Raw genomic sequence first — 23,694 nt, 5'->3', positions numbered from 1 at the left:
AACCGCCATGCGGTCAGGAGTAGTCCATACGCCGACTGGTATGCTCAGACTAAGCGGCGATCTTCAGGTGGCGGAACCGCTTGCGGAGCAGCGCTTTTAAGATCTCTGGGTGCACGTAGCATTTGCAGCAGATAAGCGGCGATGCCGGGCTGCTTCAGGACGTTTCTCGATCGAAGCGCCGACGTTGCCAAGCGGCCTAAGGCGCATAGCGACAAAAAGCCGCCCCGGTCATCGAGTGTCGGGAGCGGCTTTGGTTTTTGGAGCTGCTACATTGCAGTTCTTAGCGCTTCGCAGGCGGCCCGCTCTTGTTGCCGGGCAACCCTTGTACGTTCGACGGGTCCTGGTGCTGTACGTGCTCGTTCTGAGGATTCGACCCTACCGTGCTTTGGCCCGGCGCAGGCCCGTTCTTGTTTCCGGGCGCGCCGGATATTCCGGTGCCGGAACTTTGCGCGCTCGGTGCGTTACTGACTCCCCCCGAATTGCTTGCTGAGCCTGGACGTCCCGGGGGCGTTGCGGACGCCCCAGGATTAGTCTGATCTCCTACGTACCCGGACTCACCGGAATTGCGCGTCTTTACACCCTTGTCAGCTTCACTCTGCTGGTTCTGGGCGATGGCCCGTTCAGCCGTCATCGGACCCGTTGCCGCAATGCCCGCAACGAGCAGCGCAATGGTACATGTTCTCATGAGCTTCCTCCTAAAGGTTACCCCATCTCCACAACTCGCGTCGGCGTGATCATTTCCAATGCCGCAGACGAACTAGTCGTTGGCGCCAGTCACTCGGAAGCCATGTTCGTTCCCTCCTAATATCCCTGGCGCCGGACGCCGTCGTTTCTTTACTGACGCCGCATTGCAAACCTTTGCGCCTATCATCTGGCGAGCTGTGAGAAACAGTCAGCTTCGTCACAGCGCTTCTCTTCAGTGTTGGCCGCTTATCAGTATCGTCTCGGACGGGCGGTGCCGACGCTATCGGCGCGTTGCGCGCATCATTTGATGTCTCTGCTATTCCGCCCGGTTTCACGTCACCGAGCCGCCAAGCTATCGATGTTAGGTGCCCGGCGGCAAACTGGCGCCTCCCGCAGGAACGATTCAAGAAAGCGTGAGTTCGCTTTAAAACAAGAACGATAAATCGGTGATAGCGATGACACAATCCGTTGAGGAATTAAGGCGCGAGTCCGAGCGGAGCCGCGCGCAGCTCGCGACGACCGTCGACCGGTTGAGAGAGCAAATCACCGACACCGCGGAAGACCTACGCCACAAGGTCTCTCCGCAAGGGCTTAAGTCAGAAGTCTCTGAGTTCGTAGGCCGAAAGGCCCAAGGATGGCTCGACTCGCTGAAGCAGCAAGCCATGGAAAACCCAATGCAGGCAATCGCCGCGGGGACTGCGGTTGCGGTGCCTATCTTGCGGCTGGCGCGGGTGTTTCCACTTCCCCTTTTGATGATCGGTGCCGGCCTTGCCTTGACGTCGAAGACCGTTCGCAGCCGCGCCACTGAGATGGCGGCGCCCACGATAGAGAAGGCCAAGGAAATAGGGGGTGAGGCCGCCGAACGCGCTCAATCCTTCGGAAAAGATATGGCGGATGGGATATCAGCAACCGGGCGAAAGGCCGCCGATCTGGCGAGCGATGCCCAAGCCACGGCGACCGGGCTTGCTGGCGACTTGAAAGACCGGGTAACCCAGACCGTCGATCGAGTGAAGGCAGGCATCGATACCGCCGCGGACGGGGCGAAAGATAGCATCGATCGAGCACGATCCACCGCGCGTGAAACGGCGACCGCGACGCCGGAAGCCGCGCGTCAGGTCTTTTACGACCACGCAGCCTTGATCGCCGGGGTGGGGGTCGCGATCGGAGCAATTTTTGCGGCCTCTCTTCCCAACACAAGGGCTGAAGCTTCTGCAATCGGCGAGGCGAGTGATGGTGTTAAACGTGCGGCAGGCAAGGCAGCTCAATCGGGATTCGAGACGGCCAAGGACGCGGTACTGTCGGCTGCCGATGCCGCTGCCAAGAGCGTGTCAGATGCGGATCTCGGCAAACACGCCAGCCGAATGTCCCGGGATTTGTCCGAAAAACTGAAGGAAGCAGCCGACGACATGGTGAATGCGGCATTCAATCCCTCTCGAACCGAAGAGAAATCGTCATGAGCGAATTTGATCGACAAGCCGCTTCTTCTCAAGCACAGGACTCGACCTCCTCGAACACTCTGAAGGACCAAATCGCCGAAGCGGGCGCTGACGTCAAACAACGCGCGGGCGATGCGCTGCGAGCCTCCACCGAGGCGGCGCGCGACAAGTTCAAGGAGGCGGCTGACGCGGCGCGAGACGTGGCGGAAGGGGCCGCAGATCGCTTCCAGGACAAGGCCGAGGAGCAACAGCGCTCCGGGGCGGATTTCGTAACCCGGCTAGCCGGAAACATTCGGCAAGCCGGCCATGCTTTCGAAAGCGACGCACCATTCGCCGCGCGCGGCATCAGTTCCGCGGCTGACTACGTCGAAGACGCTGCCGAGAAGATCCGCAATGGAACTTTTCGTGATCTCGTGGACGGGGCGTCCGACTTCGCGAAGCGGCAGCCGGCTGCCTTTCTCGGATTGTCGGTGCTCGCTGGCTTTGCCGCAATACGCTTCTTCAAGGCGTCAGGAAGCCAGACATCCTCGGGCGGCGAGGACGCATCATGAACACTCAATCGGATCTTCGGGCCATTTCGACCCTCCTTGGCGAGGCGCTGTCGCAGTTCGCCAAGCTCTTCCAGAATGAGGTTGATCTGGCCAAGGCCGAAGCGATCGAGAAGGCGCAGCAGATCGGCAGCGCTGCAGGCTTTTTCGCCGCGGGCGCCCTTCTAGTCATTCCCGCGCTCGTGATGGCGCTTTTTGCGCTGTCAGCAGCCTTGATCTCGGCCGGCTGGTCGCAGCCGAGTTCATACCTTGTCTCAGCCATCATTGCGGGAGCAATTGCCGGAGTTTTGTTCGCCGTCGGTATGAACCGCCTAGACGCGCGCAGTTTGGCTCCTCGCGAAACGATGCGTCAGTTAGAGAAGGACAAGATTAGTGTGAAGGAAATGGTGAGATGAGCGGCTCGCAATCAGGTTTTCTGGACAATCTGAGGGACGCGGCTCGGGAAAACCCCTTTGCCGCCGCGCTGATCGGCGGAGGTGCGGTATGGCTCTTGTTGGGTAACGAGACGCTGAAGAACCTGGCAAAATCGGGCAGGAGGGCAACGCAACCGCTCGCCGATACTGGACCCAATCTGCGGCCGAGCACGCCAAAATTCACGCGCAGTCCGCCGACCGCTCCGGAAACGGAAAATGGATTGTCACAACGCCTGGACGACGCCGTACACGATGCGAAAAGCACGGCGTCGGATGCCATGTCGAGCGCCGCGGGTGCGGTCAAGCAGGGGTTGGATGAAGGCATTACCTATGCGCAGGAAAATTTGAGCAAGCTCGGCGATGCGCTGCCTGGAAAGGAGACCATCGCACAGGTTCAGTCGTCCTTCTCGGCGCTGCTCGACAGACAACCCCTTTTGATCGGCGCGATAGGTTTGACGGTTGGAGCCGCGGTTGCCGGCGCGTTCCTTGGGTCGGAATTCGAAAACAAATGGGCCGGAGAGCTCAGCGACAGTGTCAAAGGGGATCTGAATGCTCGGGCGGAAGCGGTAGCCCAAAGCGTGCGCGAAGCCTCCGACACGCTTCGGGCTGAAGTTGACGACATCGGCACCGAAGCGCTTGAGCGGCTGGAAGAAACTGGCCGAACTGGGGCAAACGTGGTGCGGGAGCGTCTAAAGACACGTTAGGCCGCGGGCGGGCGCTATCCTAATTCGGAAACTCGCTCTGCGGACTAGTCACTCATGCCCGGGAAAAAGCGGCAGTTTATTTACGTTTGATTCACATAGGTGATTTCTGGAACCACACGCCGATAGGATCCTTTCAGAACTGGGTAGGGCGTTTCATTAAGATCAGGATATAGCCCAGAGGTGCCGTCTATTTTCGAACAGCGGCGGTTCGGCGTGAGAAATGGAAATAAGGACGCGGCTCCAGCTGATGCCTCGCTGGGGCCGCTTCTATTAGGAACGAGCAGGATGCGCGCCGGGTTAACCGCGTGTCCGGTGCCGAACGCATTGGGCGGTGCCGGATGATGACCGAGTGAAAACCGGCCCCAGTTCGCCCCCTCGCTGGGGCCGTTTCTTTCGAGCAGGGGACGGAGAGCGTCCATGCATGACGATTACGAGATGTTTCCCGATGGGGAGCTCTGGCTAGCTGCTTTGGTCGGCTGCGGGCCAGCGTTTTTGATAGCCGCCATGATGATCGCGTCGCAGATCCAACCGCAATTCGCGGGCTGAGACCGAATCGAAAGGCGGCCCGCGTGCGATTTCTTGCCATTTGAATCGAGCGATGAGGCAAAACGCTTCCATCGGGTTGTCATCATCGGATTGGCTCGCCATCGCAGTCAACGATTTATGGGGATTTTGCCACGCGTTGCCAGTCAGAGAAATAATAGAGTCCGCTCCAATGATGAACGGGTTTCCCGCAAACCAGACAGCTGAAGAGGCCTGAGCGGATCGCGGGGGCGACGCTCCGCTCTTGAGCAGCAGAATAAACTGCGCGACAGCCGTGGCATGAAAAGTAAACAATCAACGTCGGAGCCGCTTCTTAGTCTGATGGCCTAGGTGGCGGACGAGAACGAACAGTGCCCCGATCAAGACGGCACCGGCTGCGATTGCATCGATGATCAAAAGCACCGGTGTTTCGCGCAACAACTAGTTACCCCTGATGGTGAACAGGCCGAAGTGCGCAGTTCACTGCGGGCTGTCCGGGAAAATTGATGTTGGTGCAATGATAATACCCTAGCCCGGCTTGAGATCGAGGCTGCCGTAAGGATATGGAGCAGTAAAGTACAAACTTCTGTTCCAACAGACGGAACATCCCCGCATGTTGTGAGGCCGTGACAGGAATGCGAGGCGTAACCTTCTTGGAGCAAGCTGCAGGCGGCCATAACCGCCCTGGATGATTTGCTTGCCAGCAGCCGGCGCCATCGTGACCGAGAGGCAGCCAATGACCCGGCCGTCATGGCGTTTCTGAATCCGCCTGCGCCAGGGGCCTCCTGCACCAAGCTCGGCCTGAAACGCGCCTCTGACGAAATCGGCACATGGACGACGGTGAAGGCCGAGATCGCGGCGGTCGCAAATGTCCAGGAGGAGTGGGGTCTCGAGACCCAGATCCGGGCGCAGATCCTCTGGTGCAGCATGATTACGATCGTCGGCCTCACCGATGCACAGGACGACCTTCGCATTCGCGCCAGCGTCCTGGTCCGAGAGGGGCCACCGGGTCAAACACAACACAGATACCGAGCGATTTCCTGAGCCTGTCTCTCCAGATCTATTGATTTCGGATCGGTGGCCAGGAGTTGGAAGAAGGCCCGATCTCCCGCGTATTTCGCGGCTCGTCGGGGCTTTTCCCGCTCGGCTAGCAATATCTTGCCGGAAAGATCGCAAACCTCCCACGCATAGCCGCGTCTATGACGGTCGGTCAAAACGACTTCCAACATTGTCGTAACCGCCTAGGCCGCGGCTGGCGGCGATCGTCGCGAGACGGTGCCCAGCTCGAGAGGTAATATCGACCTCGATAGCATTTCTATCGCGGTCTCCTCCTCCGCAAGGCGCCTTTACAAATATTGACGCTCGAGTGCGGAGAGCTGGGTTTCGAGCAATCTGCCGTATCGATGAATGTTGTCGCGATGGGTCCGCAATAGCGCAAAATCTTCGTCGTTCATCGTCGTCATCCTTTGACGGTCGTATAATTTTCCTTGAAATGGGAGGGCCTGCCCGGTCGAAAACTTAAATCACATGCGCGGACTGTCAAGCGCGGGTTGCGCGGATGGAGACTTCTCTGTCGCGGTGGTTGGTATCTCTGATGTGCAACTCGACCAGCCGATTTTCAGCCCCGCTTGTCTTTTAACTTTGGTGACTTCTCGAAGGCCTCCTCACTCTCTGCCAAGACCTCGTAGCTGTGCTCCATCGCCGCTAGATAGCGGCGCGTAAAGTGGTCTTCGGCCATCGCTTTGGCTTGCCGGTAGTGCTCGGCACGCTCCCTATACTCTTCAGGCGTCATCGTTCGGCGCTCTCCGCCGAATTAACAGCAGCCGTGAATACCTGTTCCTGGCCCCGTTTCAACTTCATAAAAGGACTGTAACGATGACCAACTCAGTCATTTCTGCGAGCGCTAACGCTGCATGAAATCTTCCGCGCGACCTTTCCAGCGCGGCCTGGTATCAGAGCATCTGCGCTGGCCGATCTGGCCTGAAGAACCGTCCGGCGTGACCATCGGCTGCGGCTATGACGTCGCCCAGAAGACGCGACAGCAGTTGCTTGCGGATTGGGTGGGGCCCGCGTCGATTGGGATCGGCATTGATGATCCTTCCCGGTTTCGTAGCGACAGGACGTAAATTCGCCGAAACTAGGCGAAAGCTGTCTCGCGTTTGGGGGAAGCAGGATTGCGCATTTGGTGCCCCTGCTGCGGCGCACATTCTTCTGTGATGACAGAAAAGCTCGTTAGCTGTGCGGGACCGAATGTCGTGGAGATGGCGACATCGGCAGCGTCGCGACCCCGAGCAATAACAATACGACCTATGCGCGGATGATTGTGTCGAGCATCGAACGTGAACCAGCGGCCGCCGACATAGGCTTCAAACCAGGCACTGAAATCCATCGGGGCTGGGTCTCTTGGTACGCCAATATCCCCGAGGTACCCCGTGCAATATCGCGCAGGAATGTTCAAGCAACGACATAGTGTGATTGCCAGATGAGCGAAATCTCGGCATACGCCTCGTTGCTCCTTGTGACCTTCCGCCGCCGTCCGATCGCAACGAGCATGATGATACCCGAACTGCAGCCGATTATGGACATAGTCACAGACGGCTTGGACCCGTTGCCAACCGCCAGGAACGTCGCCGAACTGCGACCAGGCAAGATCGCCCAGCTTTTCCGTATCGCAGTAGCGACTGCCCAGCAGATACACCAATGCGTCGTCTGGAAGTTGTCCGATCTCGAATTGCCGAGCGCCAGGCACGACGTCATCCGGCAGTCCGGTATCGGAGACAATGAAGCGGCAGCGAATCTCAATCCGTCCAGCCGGCGCAGTCAAACGGGTGCAGATATTATCGAACGCATCGCGATAATCGCGGTACGCAACCCTGGGAGAGAATCTGATTTCGTGTTTGGTCAGCAAATCATCGTGCCGCGACGGGTGGAGGGTAAGCATGAGCACCATCGGCACGTCTTGGAGGCAGTTAAAAGCTATGTCGTAGCCGGCTTCGATTTCCATTGGCATGTCTCTTTTATCGGCGCAGGCAACAAGACGGACAGAGGCTCCCGGTTCCTAGCTTAAGGTGATGAAAATAAAGGCAAACACCTGACCGCGGGGCTGCAAAGAGGAGCTTCCCGCGAGCTTAACCTAAGTTAGGTTCAGTTAAGCGGCGCGCTCAAAGATGGCCATATTCAGCGTCCGACATACACCACGAGATAGTATATCTAAACCCTGTTCGGCCAGGTCGGCATCAACTCTTGTTTCGACCCCGCAACAGCTTCGACCACGATTGCTCAGTTATGCTCGCCCTTTGTCCCAGGCGGCTGACACACGTTGGATCCACGTTGCGTTTGGAAATTGCCTGACGCTCCTCGACATTAATAATACGCAACTCTGCTGCGGTTGGAGGCGGAAATCGGCGTCGATCATACGCCTGAAAAAGCGCCAGACTTTCGCGAGAGGATTACGCAAAAGCAAATCCCTTTAATCATGACAAAGAAGAGCTGCTCGATCTTCTCCCTTACATAAGCCGACATCACGCGGACGCAGCAATCGAAGCATCGCTCAACAAGTTTGTAACTCGACCGGCGCCGATCCCCGCGTAGCAGCTCCCGATGACTTTGAAGGAAGCGGTGGCGCAGCGCTTTCCATACAGACGCCTCTCGCGGATACGCAGATGTCGACGGAGACCCTCTCACGACAGCAGGGCAACCTATCGTGTGACTTCGCCCCTCTCATGATGGAAGCGGCGCATAGTCTCGGGTTCGCGGCCGCTTCGTGATCGGTTATGGCTATGTGCCGGACCGGGACGGCCTCTCGCGGCATGGACGTGGTTCGACCCATGCCTAGTGTCAGATTTACGTGCCAGGATCGGGTTGGGTCGAATTGATCCCACCAGAGCATCTCGATAATCGCGATCTTATTAGGGTTGGCGCATCCCGCATGCCTTCGCAATCCGGTCCACTATCAGGAAGCTATTTGGGTTCCGCCGAGGACGAATTGGGGATGAACGGACGTCGCGGTGAATGTCAAAGCCGCCTGATCCCTGAAACGAGCACGAGCTCACGACTCAACTCCTTGTCGGGTCGGGCAGCCCGCCGCTGCGAAGGCTGCGGGCGAGGTCTTGCAATGGCGCCCGATCAACTTGCGGCCTGAGGGAATGCATCGGCTTGAGCCGAGTCATCTTTGAGAAATAGGCTTTTTCACTCATGATCGTCTTGGAACGCCCGCAAATCTGAGCCGTTCTCAAGTTGATTCTATTTTGAGAGCGGCTGACCATCTCATTGCGGCGCGACGATAGGGAGAGAGCACGTGAGGGTACTCATTACTGCTGGCATGATCTTTCAATTGGCTGCGTTGGAACCAGCGTTGGCTCAAGCGACGGGTGGAGCAAACGCTGGCGGTGGAGCGCTCGGCACCAGCGCCACATCGCCAGGGACGAACTCGGCGGGTACAGCGGCCCCGTCTGGCCGTTTAGGGACCGGCTCTAGCGTCGCAACGGGTACTGGCGATCCGAAAACGGACAAGCAAGAGAGAGAGGTCAATAGAAAAGTCAAAAGCATTTGCAAGGGTTGTTGAGCAGCGGATTTTTCAGTTTCGATGATTGCTTATCATTAGAATCGAGACAACGCGGCCTGGAGCGACCATCAGAGCGCCGGGCAGCTTTGAAGCTTTCCTTTCACTTCTGCTTAAGTTTTCGCGCAGACCGCCCACCAATTCTTCGCGCAGACGTACTTGAATGAGAGACATCGTGCTTAGGAGGGTAGCAGCTCTCCGTCCATTGCAGGATCGGCATCAACGCGTTTCTCCGCGACCCGGTCCGGATCGTCGGACGGACCGTCCGACAGGCGTGAAAATCGACTAAGCGTTTAGGCAGTCCGGACGTCCCACTCATCGAGCGAACTTCTCACGAAGTGAGGTCTACCGCCTTCCCAAACTTCTAGTCTGGCCACGTATACCACCTATTTCAGAGGCGCCTCAGCAACGTCGAGCAGGGCTCCAAGCCCTTGCCGCAGCCGGCGCGTCGCGACCTGTTCGGTAGCTAAACCGAACACCACGAGGGATCGTCCAGTTACTGCATAAACGTGCCCGAATTTAAACTCAGGCATCTGTGCTTCCGGCTCATTGGTGTCGACCAGTCCAAACCAGCTGCTCCCATCGGGGACGGCTGGCAAGGTAAAGTTTACGATGTCGTAGTGGGCATTATAGACCAGGAGCATGGTCGCGTCCGAGCCCCGGCGCGTAATGCCAGTTTCCTGAGCTCGCCCGTCAAGCAGCATTCCGAAACACTTGGCGTTGCCGTCTCGCCATTGATCGAGGGTCATCTCTTCGCCGGATGGGGACAGCCATGCGACATCCTTCACGTCCAGCTCGTCGTTGTGAGAGCCGACCAGGAATCGGCTGCGATAAAGGATCGGGAATGACTTACGTGTGGCAATTAGCTTGCGGGCGAATTCACGCAGGCTGCGGCCGTTTGCGCTAATGCCCATCCAATCGAGCCATGTTGTCTCGTTGTCCTGAGCATATGCATTGTTGTTGCCCTTCTGAGTGTGTCCAAATTCATCGCCGGCGAACAGCATTGGCGTGCCATGAGACAGCAGCATCGTCGCCAGCATATTTCGTTTTTGACGCTCGCGGAGCGCTGTGATCTCTCGATCGTCCGTGCGACCTTCAGCACCGCAATTCCACGAATGATTATTGCCATGGCCGTCTCGATTGTCTTCGCCGTTCGACTCATTATGCTTCTCATTGTACGAGACGAGATCGTTGAGATTGAAGCCGTCGTGTGCGGTGACGAAGTTGACGCTGGCCCAGGGCCGGCGCCCGCGCTTATTGAAGAGATCGCCCGATCCTGACACTCGCTTGGCAAAATCGGCGAGGGAGCCTGGATCGCCCTTCCAGAACGCGCGCACAGTATCCCTGAACTTGTCGTTCCACTCGGCCCATCCGGGCGGGAACTGGCCAACCTGGTAACCGCCTGGGCCGATGTCCCAGGGCTCGGCGATCAGCTTTACGCCGGAGAGCACGGGATCCTGCCGGCAGGCATCAAGGAACCCGCCGCCTTCGTCGAAGCCGTATGGTTCTCGGGCCAAGATGGTCGCAAGGTCGAAACGATAACCGTCGACGCGCATCTCGGTTGCCCAGTAGCGAAGAGAGTCTGCAACCAGCTGGAGCACGCGCGGGTGCGACAGGTTTACCGTGTTGCCGGTGCCGGTGTCGTTGATGTAATAGCGCTTCCTATCCGGTAGCAGACGGTAGTAGCTGGCGTTATCGATGCCCTTGAACGACAGGGTAGGGCCGAGTTCGTTGCCTTCTGCAGTGTGATTGTAGACGACATCAAGAATGACCTCGATGTCGTGCGCATGGAACTGGTTGACCATAGCCTTGAATTCATTTGCGAACGGCGTCTTGAGGTAACGCGGCTCTGGCGCGAAGAAGGCAAGGGAATTGTAGCCCCAGTAGTTGCGCAGGCCTTTCTCGATCAAATAGCTGTCGTCGACAAACGCATGGATCGGCAACAACTCCGCGCTGGTGATGCCGAGCGAGCGCAGGTAGGCGGGGACCTCCGAATGGGCCAGGCCCGAAAACGTACCGCGGTCTGCCTGAGGCACGAGCGGATGAAGCTGGGTGAAACCCTTGACGTGCATCTCGTAGATGATCGTCCGTTCCCAGGGCGTTTCAGGTTTGCGCCCAGCGCCCCACGTGAAAGCCGGGTCGATGACGCGGCATTTTTGCATGAGGTGCGCGCTGTCACGCTCATTGTAGGACCGATCCTTATCGGCGTGATCAAGCTGATAGCCAAACAAGGCCGGCCCCCATCTCAACTGCCCGACCAGCTGCTTGGCGTAAGGATCAAGCACGAGTTTGTTGGGATTGAATCGGTGGCCCGCATCGGGCTCATAAGGACCGTGGACACGATAGCCATAGACGGTGCCAGGACGGGCCGAAGGCAGATAGCCGTGCCAGACTTCGTCAGTGTACTCAGGTAGCTCAATCCGCTCGAGCTCAGTTTCGCCGGTGTCGTCAAACAGGCAGAGCTCCACCTTGGTCGCATGGGCGGAGAAAAGGGCAAAGTTGACGCCGAGCCCGTCCCAGGTGGCGCCAAGCGGAAATGGTTTACCCTCCGTGATTCGAGAGCGGCGCAGGCTAGAGGCCACCCGCGTCAGGGAGTTATCGGACCGTGATTGTCGCTTCATTTTGCCCCCGAAAGAACGCAGTTAAGAAGCCGGCGCGGCCGCTGTGACTTCGGTTGTCGTCTGCTCGCCGCCGGTGACGGTTGCGGTCACGGCGGCAGAAGGCGCCTCAGCCGGCTGTAGCGCAGTGGTTCCCTGTAGTGCCGCCTGCTTGTTGATTGCGGAAAGCGAATCGCCGATCCGATTGACAATTGTCATCAACTCTCTGTCGGACAGCCTCAGGCGCTTTTTAACGCGGCGCACCTGAGTACGGTCGGTCAGGTCGAGCTTGTTGCGGATCGGTTGGGCCTTCGAGCGGCGCACGGCTGCGACTCCCGTTGATAAAGTCGTAACCGTCCCTCGATGATTCAGTTCCCTGCGCTTGGCAGAAAGCATCAGCCCGCGACCGACGCGTTGATTTCTAGGCTGGAGTAAGCATGTCGGCATCCGAACCGCGCCTTTTGCGGAGGTCGGAATGACGTCGAGATCCTGCCTTTGCCGCAACGCAGGCAGCCGATTATAGGCGGCCAAGTAATTTCTCGCCATCCGCTCTGCCGTGAAACAGCGCTCAAAATGATTTCGGATTGCCCGCCGTTCTAACGTGCCAGCTGTTTTTGCGGCCGCCACGGCTTCGTCGATCGAATTGACCACGAAACCGCTTTTGCCGTGATCGATAACTTCCAGCACGGACCCGTGAGCGAGGGCGATTACGGGTGTGCCGCAAGCCATTGCTTCGATCATGACAAGGCCAAACGGCTCTGGCCAGCTGATCGGAAAGAGCAAAGCTCGCGCGTTGCCGAGGAAATCGGCTTTCTGGAATTCGTCAATCTCGCCGATGAACTCGACATTCGGGTGTCGGGCAACCATCGGCGCGATGATTTGTTCCCAATAGCGCTGATCGGCGTCATCGATCTTAGCCGCTATCTTAAGTGGTAATCCGGCTCGCGCGGCAATCTCGATTGCTTTGTCCGGTCCCTTTTCTGGAGAAATGCGGCCGAGAAATGCAAGATAATCGCCTGAAGAAGCCTCGCGGAATGGCAGGAGGTCGGCAGGCAATCCGTGTAGGATCGTCGCAAGCCAGTTGACTGGCGGCATCGGAAGGCGCTGGGCGTTCGAAATCGACACAACCGGGGGCTCAGGGAAGGTCAAATAGAACGGCAATAGGTCGGGAAGATCGAGCCGTCCATGAAGAGTTGTCACGATCCGATCAAAGTAAGGACGCATCAAGGGATAATGCAGATGGTCGATGTGAAAATGTAGAACGTCGAACTCGTCGGCCCGCCTTGCGACCTGGTCCAGCATCCTAATGTGGTGGGGCGTCATGTCCTTAACCGAGTGATCGAGACGCAGAGCCATCTTAGAGCACGGCACCAGTTCGGCCGACGTAACTGAATCTCCGCTCGCGAACAGCGTGACTTGGTGTCCTTGGCGCACCAGTTCTTCCGTCAAATACGAGACCATGCGCTCAGTACCCCCGTAGAGCCGTGGTGGGCAGCTTTCTGCAAGTGGTGCGATTTGCGCGATCTTCATGATCTTGATCCCAAATATTTTTTAGGTCGATGAATTGTATAGTCAGCGCATGACGTAGCCGATGGTTCCAAGGCGTTGGTCATCGCCGGGGCGGCGCAGGCGTTTAAAAAGCTTTCGCACGAACGTCGAGAAGGCCGGCAGAGATTTTCGACGGAGCCCGGTGCGCACGCGCGGTCGAACAGGATGCCAGTCTCTCCGTCGACACCCATTACGATTTCCGACCGCCGCTTGATGCAGCCGGGATGCGGCAGGCCAGGTGGCCATAGCCCCGATCTTCAGCTCTTCACGACCACGGCGCCTCGCCTGTCTTCCAGCCGACCACGAACGGCCTGGTTCGTTGTGGCTCGATCACGACTTCCTGGCGCTGCGCAGTCCTCACCTTCAGCCATCGGCGGTCCGGCCGCCGGATGCGTTCGGACTGCCGGCGCGTTTTGCCATGATACCTCGAGGCGCTAGCGTTCGGCCTCTGCGAAGAACATCTTTCCGCTGCCTTTGCGGTGGTTGCTGAGCGCAATCAGCTTATTGGGCGAAAGGATCGCCTTTAGCTGCTTCTTGCGTTCGAGCAGCGGCAACTTGCGTAAGTCCTCGCCATCCAAAAACATCAGATCGAACGCGCAATACAGAAGCTTTGCTTCGTTACCCAATGCGTTCTGCAGCAGTTTGAAGTGCGAAGCGCCGTTCTCGCCCACAGCGACCAGCTCGCCGTCGATGACCGCGTCGCCTTAACGTCTTCGAGCGCCTTCGTCGGGTGTATGAGTGGCTGCTGAGATCTTGCCGTTGCGGCGGTAGAGCGCTCCGTGTCGCCGCGGATCTCCGAAGCCATCCGGTAGATGTCGTATTTGTCCTCGAACAGCCAATCGGGGTCGTTGAACGGGGGTGTCGGTCAGCGTTGCGAGCATTGGCTGCAGGCGTTTCGGCAGTGTGAACTTGCGATTCATCTGCGCGCGGACTTGGGGGCAAGGACCGGCTTGGCGGCCGGAGCTGCGCGCTTCCATAAGGAAGACGCGAACGGCTTTCGATTACTGCGAAAACCGATCGCTGTTTTGATGATGCGCCATGCGCGCGCTCGGACGAAAACGAACTCTTCCCAGAGCTTAGCGAACCAAGTAATCGTCAGAAGCTTCGGCTTCACGATCACGAAAAGCTGCTCGACGACCAGGAGACTGAACGCGTAGCACGCGACAATCATTGCCGTCCCCGCGATCCAGTGACCTTTTCCGGCTACGGCTACGGCAGCGAGCTTCAGCGGCTCGACGATGGCGATCGGGACCGCCAGCAGGAGCAGGGATGGATAGGGTCTCAGACCTTCGATCGTTCGCCTCAGCCTCATGCGAAAGGTCTCCATTCCTGTTAACCGCAGCATCATCCTTATGTTCCGCAGAAGGAACGTCCGACCTCTCAGCCGGTTTTAAGCGCGCCAAGAGTTAGTTTGAGAGGAGACGAGATGCGCGGGACGACCGGTTGGAGGGGGCTGAGAGTGACCCCATCCTCAGATCTGGAGGCCGAGGTCGAGGCCTGTCGGCGCAAACGCACCCGGCGACCGATTTCCATGACCTGTGACGTCACCGTCATCCGCGTCTGTCGGCGCTTGCGGCCGGCGTCGTTGTCTGGACTGACCGCGCGCTCTCAGGCACAGTGGGTTGGCGGCCCCAACGCAAGCGTCGGCAAATGTCAAACAATGTAAAAGCAGGCGCAAAAAAAGCTAATCCGGAGAAGTCGCACGTGGCGGTTCATCGCGCGAGCGAGCAGAAGCCGCTGCCGCTGGGACCGGGCGCCCGCATGAATGCTAGGGTGATATTTGCCCTCGTCCTCGTCGCCCTCGCGTTGTGGACTGCCTCAAGCTTCCTGCCGCCTCTCATCTGGGCAACCATTCTGGCCATTGCGCTATGGCCCCTCTATCTGAAGTTTGCTACGCGGTTTATGGCCGGTCCATCGGCATCGGCGGCGTTCGTTTTTACGGTCGTCATCGCGCTGATTCTGGTTACGCCGATCTCGCTCGCCGTCTTTACAATCGCCCAGCAGAGCGACATGCTCATCGATTGGCTGAAGAGGGCTCGGGAGGGCGGGGTCGAAGTTCCGGACTGGGTTGCGCGTTTGCCCATCGCGGCGGAAAGCATGGACCAATGGTGGCGCGCCAATCTTTCCGATCCGAAGGCGGCCACGGCCTGGATGAAGACGCTTAATGCCGACAACGTGTCTGATCTATTCACTACTTTTGGCACCCAACTAATCCACCGCTTGTTCCTGCTGTTCTTCTCGCTGCTTGCCTTGTACGCCTTGCTGCGCAGCGGTCGAGCGGTTGCCGGCCGCGTACTCGAGACGTGTGATCGCCTGTTTGGCGAAGCGGGCGAGGGCCTCGTAGAGAAGATGGTCGACGCAACGCGCGCGACGGTGAACGGAACAGTGCTGGTTGCCGTGGGCGAGGGACTCGCGATTGGTGTCGCCTATTTTGTGGCCGGCGTCCCAAATGCACTGACGTTCCTGATCTTCACGACCGCTTTCGCGATGATCCCGTTCGGCGCGTGGTTGGCTTTCACCGCAGCGTCGATTGTGACGATCTCCGAAGGCGGAAGCGGGGTCGCGGCGGCCGGCGTGTTTCTATGGGGCTCCATCGTCATGCTAGCGGGCGACCATTTCGTTTGGCCTTGGCTTGTCAGCGGCTCGGCGAGGCTTCCTTTCCTCCTCGCGTTCGTGGGGATCTTTGGCGGGCTGACCGCGTTCGGCCTCGTTGGACTGTTCGTCGGCCCGGTCATCATGGCGGCGCTTCTCGCGATGTGGCGCGAATGGATATTCCGTCCGGTGCATACAGCGTGAGGCCGCGAAGCTTATGTCCAGATAGCTGAAGACCTTCATGCGTCGCTCAGATTCATCGACTGAGGCATCCTGGCGCCGCCGATGACGGCGATTAAAGGCGCGAGACGCCGACAGCAACCTAGTCCATCGAGGCGCGGCTCCGGTAGGGTGCGAAAATTGCGACAGTATCTGGCGTCATTACTGACCGGTTTTGTTACCGAGTCTACTGGCCAGCCGGGACGTCGGAGTGCCGCGCAGCGTAGACGTCGTCGTCGTGACGGGGGGAGTTGGGTTGAGTTAATCGGCCTCGCGGGACGCACGCCCCGATAAATTCGGTTTCGCCGTCGCGTACGCAGCACGTGCTGGGGAACCTCGGCAACCTCGTAGCGTTTCCACATAAGGAAAGAAAGGGGGTGCGGAGTGACTAGTTCGGCCGATGATCCAACGCGCATCCGAACCGGCATAAGCGGGCTTGATGATATTCTTGGCGGTGGTCTTACAAACCAGCGGGTTTACCTCGTCGAGGGAACCCCAGGCACTGGCAAGACAACACTCTCACTTCAGTTCCTTCTGGCGGGTGCCCGCCGGGGCGAAACAGGTCTCTACATAACGCTTTCGGAAACAGCGGAGGAACTTAGTGCGGTAGCCGAAACTCACGGCTGGTCCCTCGAACCGCTCTCGCTATTCGAGCTCGTTAACCAGGGAGACCTGGACCCGGAGCGAGAACAGACAATCCTCCATCCATCAGAGGTAGAATTAGGGGAAACCGCGCGAGAAGTAATGAAGCGTGTTGAGGAGCTTCGGCCGTCCCGCGTCGTCTTCGATAGCCTATCCGAGATGAGACTTTTGGCCCAGAACCCGCTGCGCTACCGTCGGCAGATTTTGACCCTAAAGCAATTCTTCGCAAGCCGCGATTGCACGGTTCTCATGCTCGACGATCGAACCTCGGATCCCAACGACCTACAGTTGCATAGCATTGCGCATGGCGTAATTTCGCTCGAACAGGTTGCGCGAGACTTTGGCGCGGAGCGGCGACGGCTTCGGATCGTCAAAATGCGCGGAATCAAATTTCGCGGCGGCTATCACGATTTCATTCTGGATCGCGGCGGCCTCACGGTTTTTCCACGGCTCGTCGCAGCCGAGCACGGCGTTGAATTTTCACCGAAGGCGGCTTCCACTGGCAACCTCGAGCTTGATGATTTGCTCGGCGGTGGTTTGATGCCAGGGACCAACACACTCTTGAGCGGACCTTCGGGCGTTGGCAAAACGACGACGGCGATGTTCTGTATTCGAGCGGCGCTCGACCGCGGCGGGAAGGCAACGTACTTTTTATTCGACGAAGGAATCAAAACTTTACTTGTCCGAAGCAAGGCCCTCGGAATGGATCTAACTTCGTACATCGAGCGCGGAGTTCTCGACATCCAGCAGATAGATCCAGCTGAGCTTTCGCCCGGCGAATTTACCAGTCGAGCGAGAGTTGCGGTAGAAAAGAGTGGCTCGTCTTTCGTATGTATCGACAGTCTGAATGCCTATCTGCAGGCGATGCCCGGCGAGCAATTCCTGCTGTTGCAGATGCATGAACTGCTCAACTATCTCAATCAGTCCGGCATCACCACCATGCTGATCCTGGGCCAGCATGGCCTGGTTGGGGATATGCGCAGTGATGTAGACCTGAGCTACTTGAGCGATACGATCTTGCTATTCCGATTCTTTGAGGCGAAGGCAGAGGTTCGCACTGCTATTTCGGTCGTTAAAAGCCGTACGAGTTCTCACGAACGCTCGATTAGGGAATTTAAGCTTGGCCCTAGTGGTCTCGAGGTCGGGGAAGCGCTCCGAGACTTCGAAGGTGTATTGTCGGGCTTGCCCTCCTACAAGGGCAAGACAGCGTTACTGGAACCGTCGACATAATAGTCAATGGACCTTTTCGTGCACGAAACCCTGTTCATATTGGCGCCTCGTGGAAGAGACGCTGAAGTCATCCGTTACACTCTCGATCGAAACGGGGTGAAATCGACCATCTGCACATCCCTGCGAGGCCTGCAGGCCCGACTATCAACCGAATCCGCCGGCGGGGTCATTTTGACCGAGGAGTCTTTGGCGGGGGCCGGCCTCGACGACCTGCTCGAGGGATTGGCTCGCCAACCGCCCTGGTCCGATCTTCCAATCATAACGCTGGCCACCAAGCAGGCGGGTCACCGTTCAAAAAATTCGTCCGACCTCCTCCGCCGGCTAGGAAACGTCGTACTTCTCGAGCGGCCTATCAATGGCGAAACGCTCGCAAGCGCCGCTCAATCCGCGTTGCGTGCGCGCCGGCGACAATATCAAGTTGAGAGCCTCCTGGCTGAGCAAAAGCGCTCCTCGACAGAACTAAGCGCACTCAACGATACGCTCGAACAGCGTGTAGAAGAACGCACCGGCGAGTTGACCGAGGCGCGAGAAACGTTGGCGTTCGCGTTGGAGTCCGCAGGTATGGGATCCTGGGATTTCGATTTGGTTCACGATTTGGCTCGTCGCGGCGGAAGGCACGACCAGATTTTCGGATATGCGGCTCCGGTTTCATCGTGGAGCACAGGAAAGTTCCTCTCGCACGTGATTGATGAAGATCGGTCAATGGTCGAAACCGCGCTCAGCAGGGCCGCGAAAAGCGGCGGCCTCGAAATCGAATGCCGCATCAATCGATGCGACGGCAAGGTGCGATGGATTGCAGCCAAGGGCCGCGTGGGTTATGGCGCAGACAGTCGTCCGGTCCGTTTGGCAGGAATTCTGATGGATGTTACAGAGCGCAAGCAAACGGAAGCGGCGCTTCATCAGGCGCAGCGGATGGAAGCCATCGGTCAACTCACCGGAGGCGTTGCTCATGATTTCAACAATCTATTGACGGTCATCGTCGGCGGACTCGATATGATCGGCCGTCGTCCAGACCCGCCTGAACGCGTGGCACGACTGGCCCAAGCAGCCATGACTGCTGCTCGCCGCGGCGAGCAGCTCACGCAACAGCTTCTCGCATTCTCCCGGCGCCAGATGTTGCGCCCCGAGACGTTGAATCCAAATCGCCTGCTCCTCGATTTCAAAGGACTAGCTGAGCGCGCGGTCGGAGATTCCATCACACTGAAGTTTGACTTCGATCCGGGCGCTCATCCCGTCCGCGTCGACGCGGCCCAACTGGAATCTGCGATCTTGAATCTTGTCGTGAACGCGCGCGATGCAATGAGCCAAGGGGGGGTCATCACGATCGGCAGCAAGAACGTGCACTGTGGGTCGGCGGAGGTAGCCGGCAAGGGAGCGAGCCCCGGCGCCTACGTCAAAATCAGCGTCACGGACGAAGGTACGGGCATAGATCGGGAAACATTGGTTCACGTGTTCGAGCCGTTTTTCACGACCAAGGAAGTAGGCAAAGGATCGGGACTTGGGTTGGCTCAGGTTTATGGATTTACCCGGAGCGCGGGTGGATACGTTGCGATAGAATCGGAAGCAGGACGAGGCACGACGGTCCAGCTTTTCCTTCCTCGATCAGAAGAGCGGCTCCCGCATCACCGAGCGTCGTCATCGGCGCAGTTTCCCCTGAGACGGGCCACAACCGGCGAAACTGTGCTGTTGGTGGAGGACGACGAGCAAGTGCTTGCCATGGCCGTGGAAAGCCTCGAAGAGCTTCATTACAGAGTGATCGTTGCGCGTGACGCGCGCGAGGCCCTCAAACATCTACATGGGCCCGAACGAATCGATCTCATGTTTTCGGATGTAGTGATGCCGGGTAGGATGAATGGCGCGCAATTGGCGACACAAGCGAGAGCGCTGAGGCCTGAACTCAAAGTGCTACTTACCTCAGGATACGTCGGCGAGGCCGGTGGCAGCCAGGTGGTGGAAAAAAATCTGCCACTGTTGACTAAGCCCTATCGCAGGGATGAACTCGCAGAAAAGCTTCGCGTGGTTCTGGGATCGCGGTGATCCAAGTGATCAGCGGTTCCGGAAATAACGCATGTGAATCTTTGCCACTTTTCCCGTCCACCGGACGGTCCCAAATGCGTCGGCGCGGTGATTTACTGCGACGGATGGAGCGCTTTCTTTCGAGCTTCCGTCTCCTCAATCAAATCGTGGGCCGCTTGTGCTGCACGTGCGTCTTGAATCCGTATCGCGGCTATCCTCATCCGCTACATGTGCCAGATCTCGGCGTAGATATTGTTGCACTTCTCCCACATGCTCACACTCAGGATCAGGCGGGAGCTCGCGGCACTGTCGGTCACCGATAGTTGCCAGTTTGTTCGATGATGATCGTCTAACAATTGGTGATCTGGCCGTTCCTACTCGGGGCTATTTCACTGGATAGAAGTAGCTGCAAGGACACGTCGGCCTCAGCACCTCTGGGGCCAAGGGGCCGGTGCTGGGGCCGGGACCCGGTTTCCTGCGGTTAGGGTGGGGTAGCGAAGCTCACTGCAAAAAACCAGAGCCAGAATTCGCTATGTCGAGAATACCGCGAAGGCGGCCAGAGCAATAGGTGCCAAGCCATCCGGTAACAGAAGTTCTCCGATCACGGCGTAACTCCTCGTGCTGCTGAAGCATGTTCTAGGTCGGGTGTTTCTGCGCTTCCAGTGCAGTTAGTGTCAGAGGTCGTGGGAATTCAGGAACTATACAAACGGCGGCTTACAGTCACTCGGCGCACTTTCAAAGGTCAGGGGTCAGCTGAAACGTTCGTATCGCGAGGAACTCCTGTAAGGCCACGCATTTGCTTCCCATTGACAGGCGCAAATATGAAAGGCGTTGTCGGCCTTCCCATCATGGCTAACCGCCATTCCCCGCCGCGGCCGATGATCACGCTCTCTCTCTAATGGGTGTTGGTTCGGTGACATTTTCGAGGCCGATATCGGAATCGTTCCGTTGCTCCTTTTCCGGATTGCCCTACCATGGTTTGTCCGTCTGTTTCGATCATGACGCCGACTAGGCCAATGACCATCAGCAGCGCGCCTGCCGCGATCAGCAAGGACGCGTACTCATAAATCCGCCATGTCTTCTTTCACCCTAAACCCAGACATCAGCGGGTAACCACGACATGTCGGTTTTGGGCCAAAGCTGACTCAGATGCCGACCGGCTCTCTGCTACAAGCAGAAGCAGTCGTGTTCAATTGCCAACAGATAACGTCGCGAGAATATTACCCCTCGGCTACGAATACGTACCTGACGCCATCCTTGGCCAGCGTGCCGACGTTCGGCATCAACCAGTGAGTACCCGAAATGGTGAGCTTGTCAGCGACCGCGCGATCGAAGATCTTCCTTCGCGTTTCGACAGCCATTTGCGGGTCCTGGTCGATAGCCAGCTGCCACTCGGGATTTGTTGAAATGTGTGGCGCGAGATTGACCACGTCAGCGCTGATCAGGAACTGTTCGCTGCCGGAAGTGACCAGATGCGCGACCATTCCCGGGCTATGGCCCGGCGCCTGAACGGCATGCACACCGGGCAGGAGTTCTGGTTCTCCCTCAAAGGTCCTGACGTTTTTCCAAGTCGCCACCGTGGCCTGAATTCGCCGAGCCAAGCCTTTGCGCGTCGGTCCGAGATCGATCGACTCGACGCCCGGGCGCGTCCACCATTTCAATTCCGCGGCGGGCACCACGATGTCGGCATCCGGGAAGACCTGCGCATCGCTCTCGTTGTTCATGAGGCCATAAATGTGGTCGCCGTGGAGATGGGAGATGAGGATCGTCTTGACTGCCTTTGGGTCAAGGCCCGCCGCCGCCATACTCTCGAATAACCGGCCGTTCCCCTCACCATAAATCGGATGACCGCCCGTACCCGAGTCGATCAGGACCACTTGATCGCGCAGCTTGAGCGCCATGACAATAAATCTCAGGGGCGCCTGATTGTCGGGAAAACCGGCACCACGCAACACGGTCTTGACCTGTTCGATGCTGACATTCCTGACCGTGCCCTCCCGCAGCGGAACGTCACGCATGCCATCGATCAGAGAGAAGATTTCAATGTCACCGACCTTGTATTTGCGGAAAGGTTGAGTGACGGACTGTTGAGCGTGAGCTGCGTCGACAAACGTGATCGCCTGGTCAAGTCCAAACGCGGCATAAGCACCGGCTGCGCCAAATGTCACGTCCCGACGCGAGATATCGGACATCGTTCCGGACTCCCCGCTGACTGAATGGATCGAGCATATCAATGGGGATGTGCACTGTACAAGGTCGGCTTTGGGTCATTTTGACCGATTCAATGTGACTTCGCGATGTCCGCTTACTCTTCTGAAGCGCACATCGGCCGCTAGCACGCCTTTGAAAGATCGGGCATTCCGGGTCCTCCTATATATTTGGGGCACCGTTTAAAACTGTCTGCGTGCGTCTAGGATGCAGACTCATTGAGGCGCAGCCATAGCCTGATCACGCGCGTTGGACGAAGGCGAGGTAGTTCGCGGCCAGCCTGTCGTAGCGCGTCGCCACCCGACGACATTGTTTGATTCTGTTGGAAAACCGCTCGACCCGGTTGCGGACGCGGTAGAGATACGGGCTGAAACAGATCGGAGCGCTCCGATTGCTTTTCGGCGGAATGTTGGCCCACGCGCCTTTCTTTACGGCAAGCTCCCTGATCCAGTCCGCGTCATACCACGGTCGGCAAGCAGCATTGACCCGGGTTTCAGACCAGACAGCAGTTTTCCGGCAAGTCGAACGTCATGGGCCTCGCCGGGGCTCAGCGCCAGCTGTACCGGCAGACCATTGCTATCGACCCCTTGCTGGTCAACCCGCCACGTGACCTGCCCATCGATTCGCGTTGGTTCCTTGTGATGCAGAATCCATGTTGATGCACGCGGACAATGGAGGTGTCGATCATCTGGACACCGGCATCATGGGCAGCGGCAAGTGCGTTTATCATGCTGCCCCGGACACCAACTCGGCGCCATCGGACGAACCGGTTGTAGCAAGTGGTGGATGGGCCAAACGCCGCCGGCAGGTCACGCCAGGGTGCTCCTGATCGGAGGACCCAGAAGATGCCATTGAGGACGCGCCGGTCGTTCACCCGAGGGACGCCACGCGGCTTGTTCGGCAGCATCGGTCTTATGGCAGTCCATTCATAGTCGGCCAGTTCGTGGCGCATGATTCGAGTCCCGAGTTTGGGAGTTTGAATCACGGGACTCCGGCCAAACGCAGTGCTTCTGGCTCGGACCCGGACATTGCGAGAGCTTGCTACGGCCGGATGATGTCATCGAATAGCACGCCCCACTCGTTGCGGCGTGTTCATCCGCCTTTGGCGCATCGCCGCGGCCGGCTTCCAAGTCTCAACAAACCAGCGACTCGGTCAGATTAAAGCGGCCGGCGCGGAAAACCGCGGCGGGACGGAAGCCACTCTCGGTCAGGAGCCGATGATATTCCCTTTCGGTCCGTTCCCGTCCACCTGGACCGCGCAGCATGTTTAAATCGCTCATCGCGCACGACCTGGCCGCATCATCGGCACCGGGCAATTCTGGCATCGCACGTTCGACTAATAGCAATCTGCCTTGTCGGGGAAGCGCTTTGCGGCAGTTTCCCAAAATGATGCGGCTGCGCGCATCATCCCAGTCGTGAATAATGCTTTTCAAGATGATCGCATCGGCCGCTGCGGGCACTGAGTGAAAGAAATCGCCTGCAACAAAGTCAACGCGGTCGGAGATTCCGAGCTGCCCGAAGTTCTGGTTGGCGGCGTCGGCGCACCTCGACAGATCGAAAACCGTTCCTTTGATATTAGAGTATTCTCTCGCCACGGCGCCCATGAGTTCCCCGGAGCCGCCTCCAACATCCATCAAGTGGGAGATCGTGCCAAAGTCGTAGGCCTGCAGGAGATTGTGTGTGACCAGCCGTGTCAGGTCTGTCATCGCTTCATTGAATATCCGCACATGCTCTGGCGTGCGCGCCATCAGATCGAAACTGTCGTTGACGTCCT

At 58.1% G+C, this 23,694-nt stretch carries 16 protein-coding genes and 3 pseudogenes; 9 read left to right on the top strand and 10 right to left on the bottom strand.

Annotated elements, in window-relative coordinates:
- The first annotated feature begins 1,139 nt into the window (after positions 1-1,139).
- From BraRD5C2_RS19935 to BraRD5C2_RS19920, 4 genes are read left to right on the top strand one after another with little or no spacing between them, the layout of a single operon-like run.
- Entirely contained in the window at positions 1,140-2,141 is a 1,002-nt protein-coding gene (locus tag BraRD5C2_RS19935; RefSeq protein ID WP_223970604.1) for a DUF3618 domain-containing protein, read from the top strand.
- On the top strand, positions 2,138-2,671 hold the full coding sequence (locus BraRD5C2_RS19930; RefSeq protein ID WP_223970603.1) for a hypothetical protein: 534 nt from the start codon (positions 2,138-2,140) through the stop codon (positions 2,669-2,671). Before BraRD5C2_RS19935 ends, BraRD5C2_RS19930 begins: the two co-directional genes overlap by 4 nt.
- Positions 2,668-3,063: a phage holin family protein gene (locus BraRD5C2_RS19925; protein ID WP_223970601.1), complete on the top strand. Its 396-nt coding sequence runs from the start codon at positions 2,668-2,670 to the stop codon at positions 3,061-3,063. The genes BraRD5C2_RS19930 and BraRD5C2_RS19925 overlap by 4 nt, the downstream gene beginning before the upstream one ends.
- The gene (locus BraRD5C2_RS19920; RefSeq protein ID WP_223970600.1) at positions 3,060-3,785 is read left to right on the top strand and encodes a hypothetical protein; all 726 of its coding nucleotides are present in this window, start codon (positions 3,060-3,062) and stop codon (positions 3,783-3,785) included. The genes BraRD5C2_RS19925 and BraRD5C2_RS19920 overlap by 4 nt, the downstream gene beginning before the upstream one ends.
- Before the next feature lie 459 nt (positions 3,786-4,244).
- Here BraRD5C2_RS19920 and BraRD5C2_RS19915 read toward each other — a convergent pair whose 3' ends face one another.
- On the bottom strand, positions 4,245-4,622 hold the full coding sequence (locus tag BraRD5C2_RS19915; RefSeq protein WP_223970599.1) for a hypothetical protein: 378 nt from the start codon (positions 4,620-4,622) through the stop codon (positions 4,245-4,247).
- Between the two features lie 435 nt (positions 4,623-5,057).
- On the opposite strand from BraRD5C2_RS19915, the gene BraRD5C2_RS19910 reads away from it, so the two are divergent.
- The gene (locus tag BraRD5C2_RS19910; protein WP_223970598.1) at positions 5,058-5,351 is read left to right on the top strand and encodes a hypothetical protein; all 294 of its coding nucleotides are present in this window, start codon (positions 5,058-5,060) and stop codon (positions 5,349-5,351) included.
- A gap of 574 nt (positions 5,352-5,925) precedes the next feature.
- Here the strand turns inward: BraRD5C2_RS19910 and BraRD5C2_RS19905 are convergent.
- Entirely contained in the window at positions 5,926-6,099 is a 174-nt protein-coding gene (locus BraRD5C2_RS19905; RefSeq protein WP_223970597.1) for a hypothetical protein, read from the bottom strand.
- Between the two features lie 121 nt (positions 6,100-6,220).
- Between BraRD5C2_RS19905 and BraRD5C2_RS19900 the strand changes: the two genes are divergently transcribed.
- Positions 6,221-6,433, top strand: coding sequence for a lysozyme family protein (locus BraRD5C2_RS19900; protein WP_223970596.1), 213 nt, complete (start codon positions 6,221-6,223; stop codon positions 6,431-6,433).
- Between the two features lie 11 nt (positions 6,434-6,444).
- Here the strand turns inward: BraRD5C2_RS19900 and BraRD5C2_RS19895 are convergent, their stop codons facing one another.
- From BraRD5C2_RS19895 to BraRD5C2_RS19875, 5 genes and pseudogenes are all read right to left on the bottom strand, one after another.
- Positions 6,445-7,311 (bottom strand): transglutaminase domain-containing protein, encoded by an 867-nt coding sequence (locus BraRD5C2_RS19895; RefSeq protein WP_223970595.1) that lies wholly within the window; start codon positions 7,309-7,311, stop codon positions 6,445-6,447.
- A 1,943-nt stretch (positions 7,312-9,254) separates the two neighbouring features.
- A complete protein-coding gene (gene glgX / locus BraRD5C2_RS19890; RefSeq protein ID WP_223970594.1) occupies positions 9,255-11,489 on the bottom strand; it encodes a glycogen debranching protein GlgX in 2,235 nt (744 codons plus the stop codon).
- 468 nt (positions 11,490-11,957) lie between these two features.
- A pseudogene (locus BraRD5C2_RS19885) lies at positions 11,958-12,995 on the bottom strand (glycosyltransferase family 4 protein); the annotation flags it as partial.
- Between the two features lie 322 nt (positions 12,996-13,317).
- Positions 13,318-13,933 (bottom strand): annotated as a pseudogene (locus tag BraRD5C2_RS19880) (ATP-dependent DNA ligase); the annotation flags it as partial.
- Positions 13,930-14,340, bottom strand: a complete 411-nt coding sequence (locus BraRD5C2_RS19875) for a hypothetical protein (protein ID WP_223970593.1) — start codon at positions 14,338-14,340, stop codon at positions 13,930-13,932. The gene BraRD5C2_RS19875 and the pseudogene BraRD5C2_RS19880, both read right to left, overlap by 4 nt.
- Positions 14,341-14,663: 323 nt before the next feature.
- Here BraRD5C2_RS19875 and BraRD5C2_RS19870 point away from each other — a divergent pair, with 323 nt between their 5' ends.
- The 3 genes from BraRD5C2_RS19870 (at position 14,664) to BraRD5C2_RS19860 (ending at position 19,733) form a co-directional block, all read left to right on the top strand.
- Positions 14,664-15,809 carry an AI-2E family transporter gene (locus BraRD5C2_RS19870; protein ID WP_223970592.1) on the top strand — a complete coding sequence of 382 codons (1,146 nt, stop codon included), beginning with the start codon at positions 14,664-14,666 and terminating at the stop codon, positions 15,807-15,809.
- Positions 15,810-16,208: 399 nt separating this feature from the next.
- On the top strand, positions 16,209-17,696 hold the full coding sequence (locus BraRD5C2_RS19865) for an ATPase domain-containing protein (protein ID WP_223970591.1): 1,488 nt from the start codon (positions 16,209-16,211) through the stop codon (positions 17,694-17,696).
- Between the two features lie 6 nt (positions 17,697-17,702).
- On the top strand, positions 17,703-19,733 hold the full coding sequence (locus tag BraRD5C2_RS19860) for a PAS domain-containing hybrid sensor histidine kinase/response regulator (protein ID WP_223970590.1): 2,031 nt from the start codon (positions 17,703-17,705) through the stop codon (positions 19,731-19,733).
- A gap of 1,199 nt (positions 19,734-20,932) precedes the next feature.
- Here BraRD5C2_RS19860 and BraRD5C2_RS19855 read toward each other — a convergent pair.
- From BraRD5C2_RS19855 to BraRD5C2_RS19835, 3 genes and pseudogenes are all read right to left on the bottom strand, one after another.
- The gene (locus BraRD5C2_RS19855; protein ID WP_223970589.1) at positions 20,933-21,904 is read right to left on the bottom strand and encodes an MBL fold metallo-hydrolase; all 972 of its coding nucleotides are present in this window, start codon (positions 21,902-21,904) and stop codon (positions 20,933-20,935) included.
- A 218-nt stretch (positions 21,905-22,122) separates the two neighbouring features.
- A pseudogene (locus BraRD5C2_RS39695) lies at positions 22,123-22,872 on the bottom strand (IS5 family transposase).
- 181 nt (positions 22,873-23,053) lie between these two features.
- Positions 23,054-23,694, bottom strand: a 641-nt coding sequence (locus BraRD5C2_RS19835; protein ID WP_223970586.1) for a methyltransferase, incomplete at its 5' end; no start/stop codon positions are given.

The sequence above is a fragment of the Bradyrhizobium sp. RD5-C2 genome, from assembly GCF_019972155.1.
In the GTDB taxonomy this organism is placed as follows: domain Bacteria; phylum Pseudomonadota; class Alphaproteobacteria; order Rhizobiales; family Xanthobacteraceae; genus Bradyrhizobium.
This window is presented reverse-complemented; position numbering and strand designations above follow the sequence as displayed.

Excerpts from the sequence above, each read along its gene's own strand:
- BraRD5C2_RS19935 (WP_223970604.1), top strand. The coding sequence starts at position 1,140 with ATGACACAATCCGTTGAGGAATTAAGGCGCGAGTCCGAGCGGAGCCGC.
- BraRD5C2_RS19930 (WP_223970603.1), top strand. The coding sequence starts at position 2,138 with ATGAGCGAATTTGATCGACAAGCCGCTTCTTCTCAAGCACAGGACTCG.
- BraRD5C2_RS19925 (WP_223970601.1), top strand. The coding sequence starts at position 2,668 with ATGAACACTCAATCGGATCTTCGGGCCATTTCGACCCTCCTTGGCGAG.
- BraRD5C2_RS19920 (WP_223970600.1), top strand. The coding sequence starts at position 3,060 with ATGAGCGGCTCGCAATCAGGTTTTCTGGACAATCTGAGGGACGCGGCT.
- BraRD5C2_RS19910 (WP_223970598.1), top strand. The coding sequence starts at position 5,058 with ATGGCGTTTCTGAATCCGCCTGCGCCAGGGGCCTCCTGCACCAAGCTC.
- BraRD5C2_RS19905 (WP_223970597.1), bottom strand. The coding sequence starts at position 6,099 with ATGACGCCTGAAGAGTATAGGGAGCGTGCCGAGCACTACCGGCAAGCC.
- BraRD5C2_RS19900 (WP_223970596.1), top strand. The coding sequence starts at position 6,221 with ATGAAATCTTCCGCGCGACCTTTCCAGCGCGGCCTGGTATCAGAGCAT.
- BraRD5C2_RS19895 (WP_223970595.1), bottom strand. The coding sequence starts at position 7,311 with ATGGAAATCGAAGCCGGCTACGACATAGCTTTTAACTGCCTCCAAGAC.
- glgX (WP_223970594.1), bottom strand. The coding sequence starts at position 11,489 with ATGAAGCGACAATCACGGTCCGATAACTCCCTGACGCGGGTGGCCTCT.
- BraRD5C2_RS19875 (WP_223970593.1), bottom strand. The coding sequence starts at position 14,340 with ATGGAGACCTTTCGCATGAGGCTGAGGCGAACGATCGAAGGTCTGAGA.
- BraRD5C2_RS19870 (WP_223970592.1), top strand. The coding sequence starts at position 14,664 with ATGTCAAACAATGTAAAAGCAGGCGCAAAAAAAGCTAATCCGGAGAAG.
- BraRD5C2_RS19860 (WP_223970590.1), top strand. The coding sequence starts at position 17,703 with ATGGACCTTTTCGTGCACGAAACCCTGTTCATATTGGCGCCTCGTGGA.
- BraRD5C2_RS19855 (WP_223970589.1), bottom strand. The coding sequence starts at position 21,904 with ATGTCCGATATCTCGCGTCGGGACGTGACATTTGGCGCAGCCGGTGCT.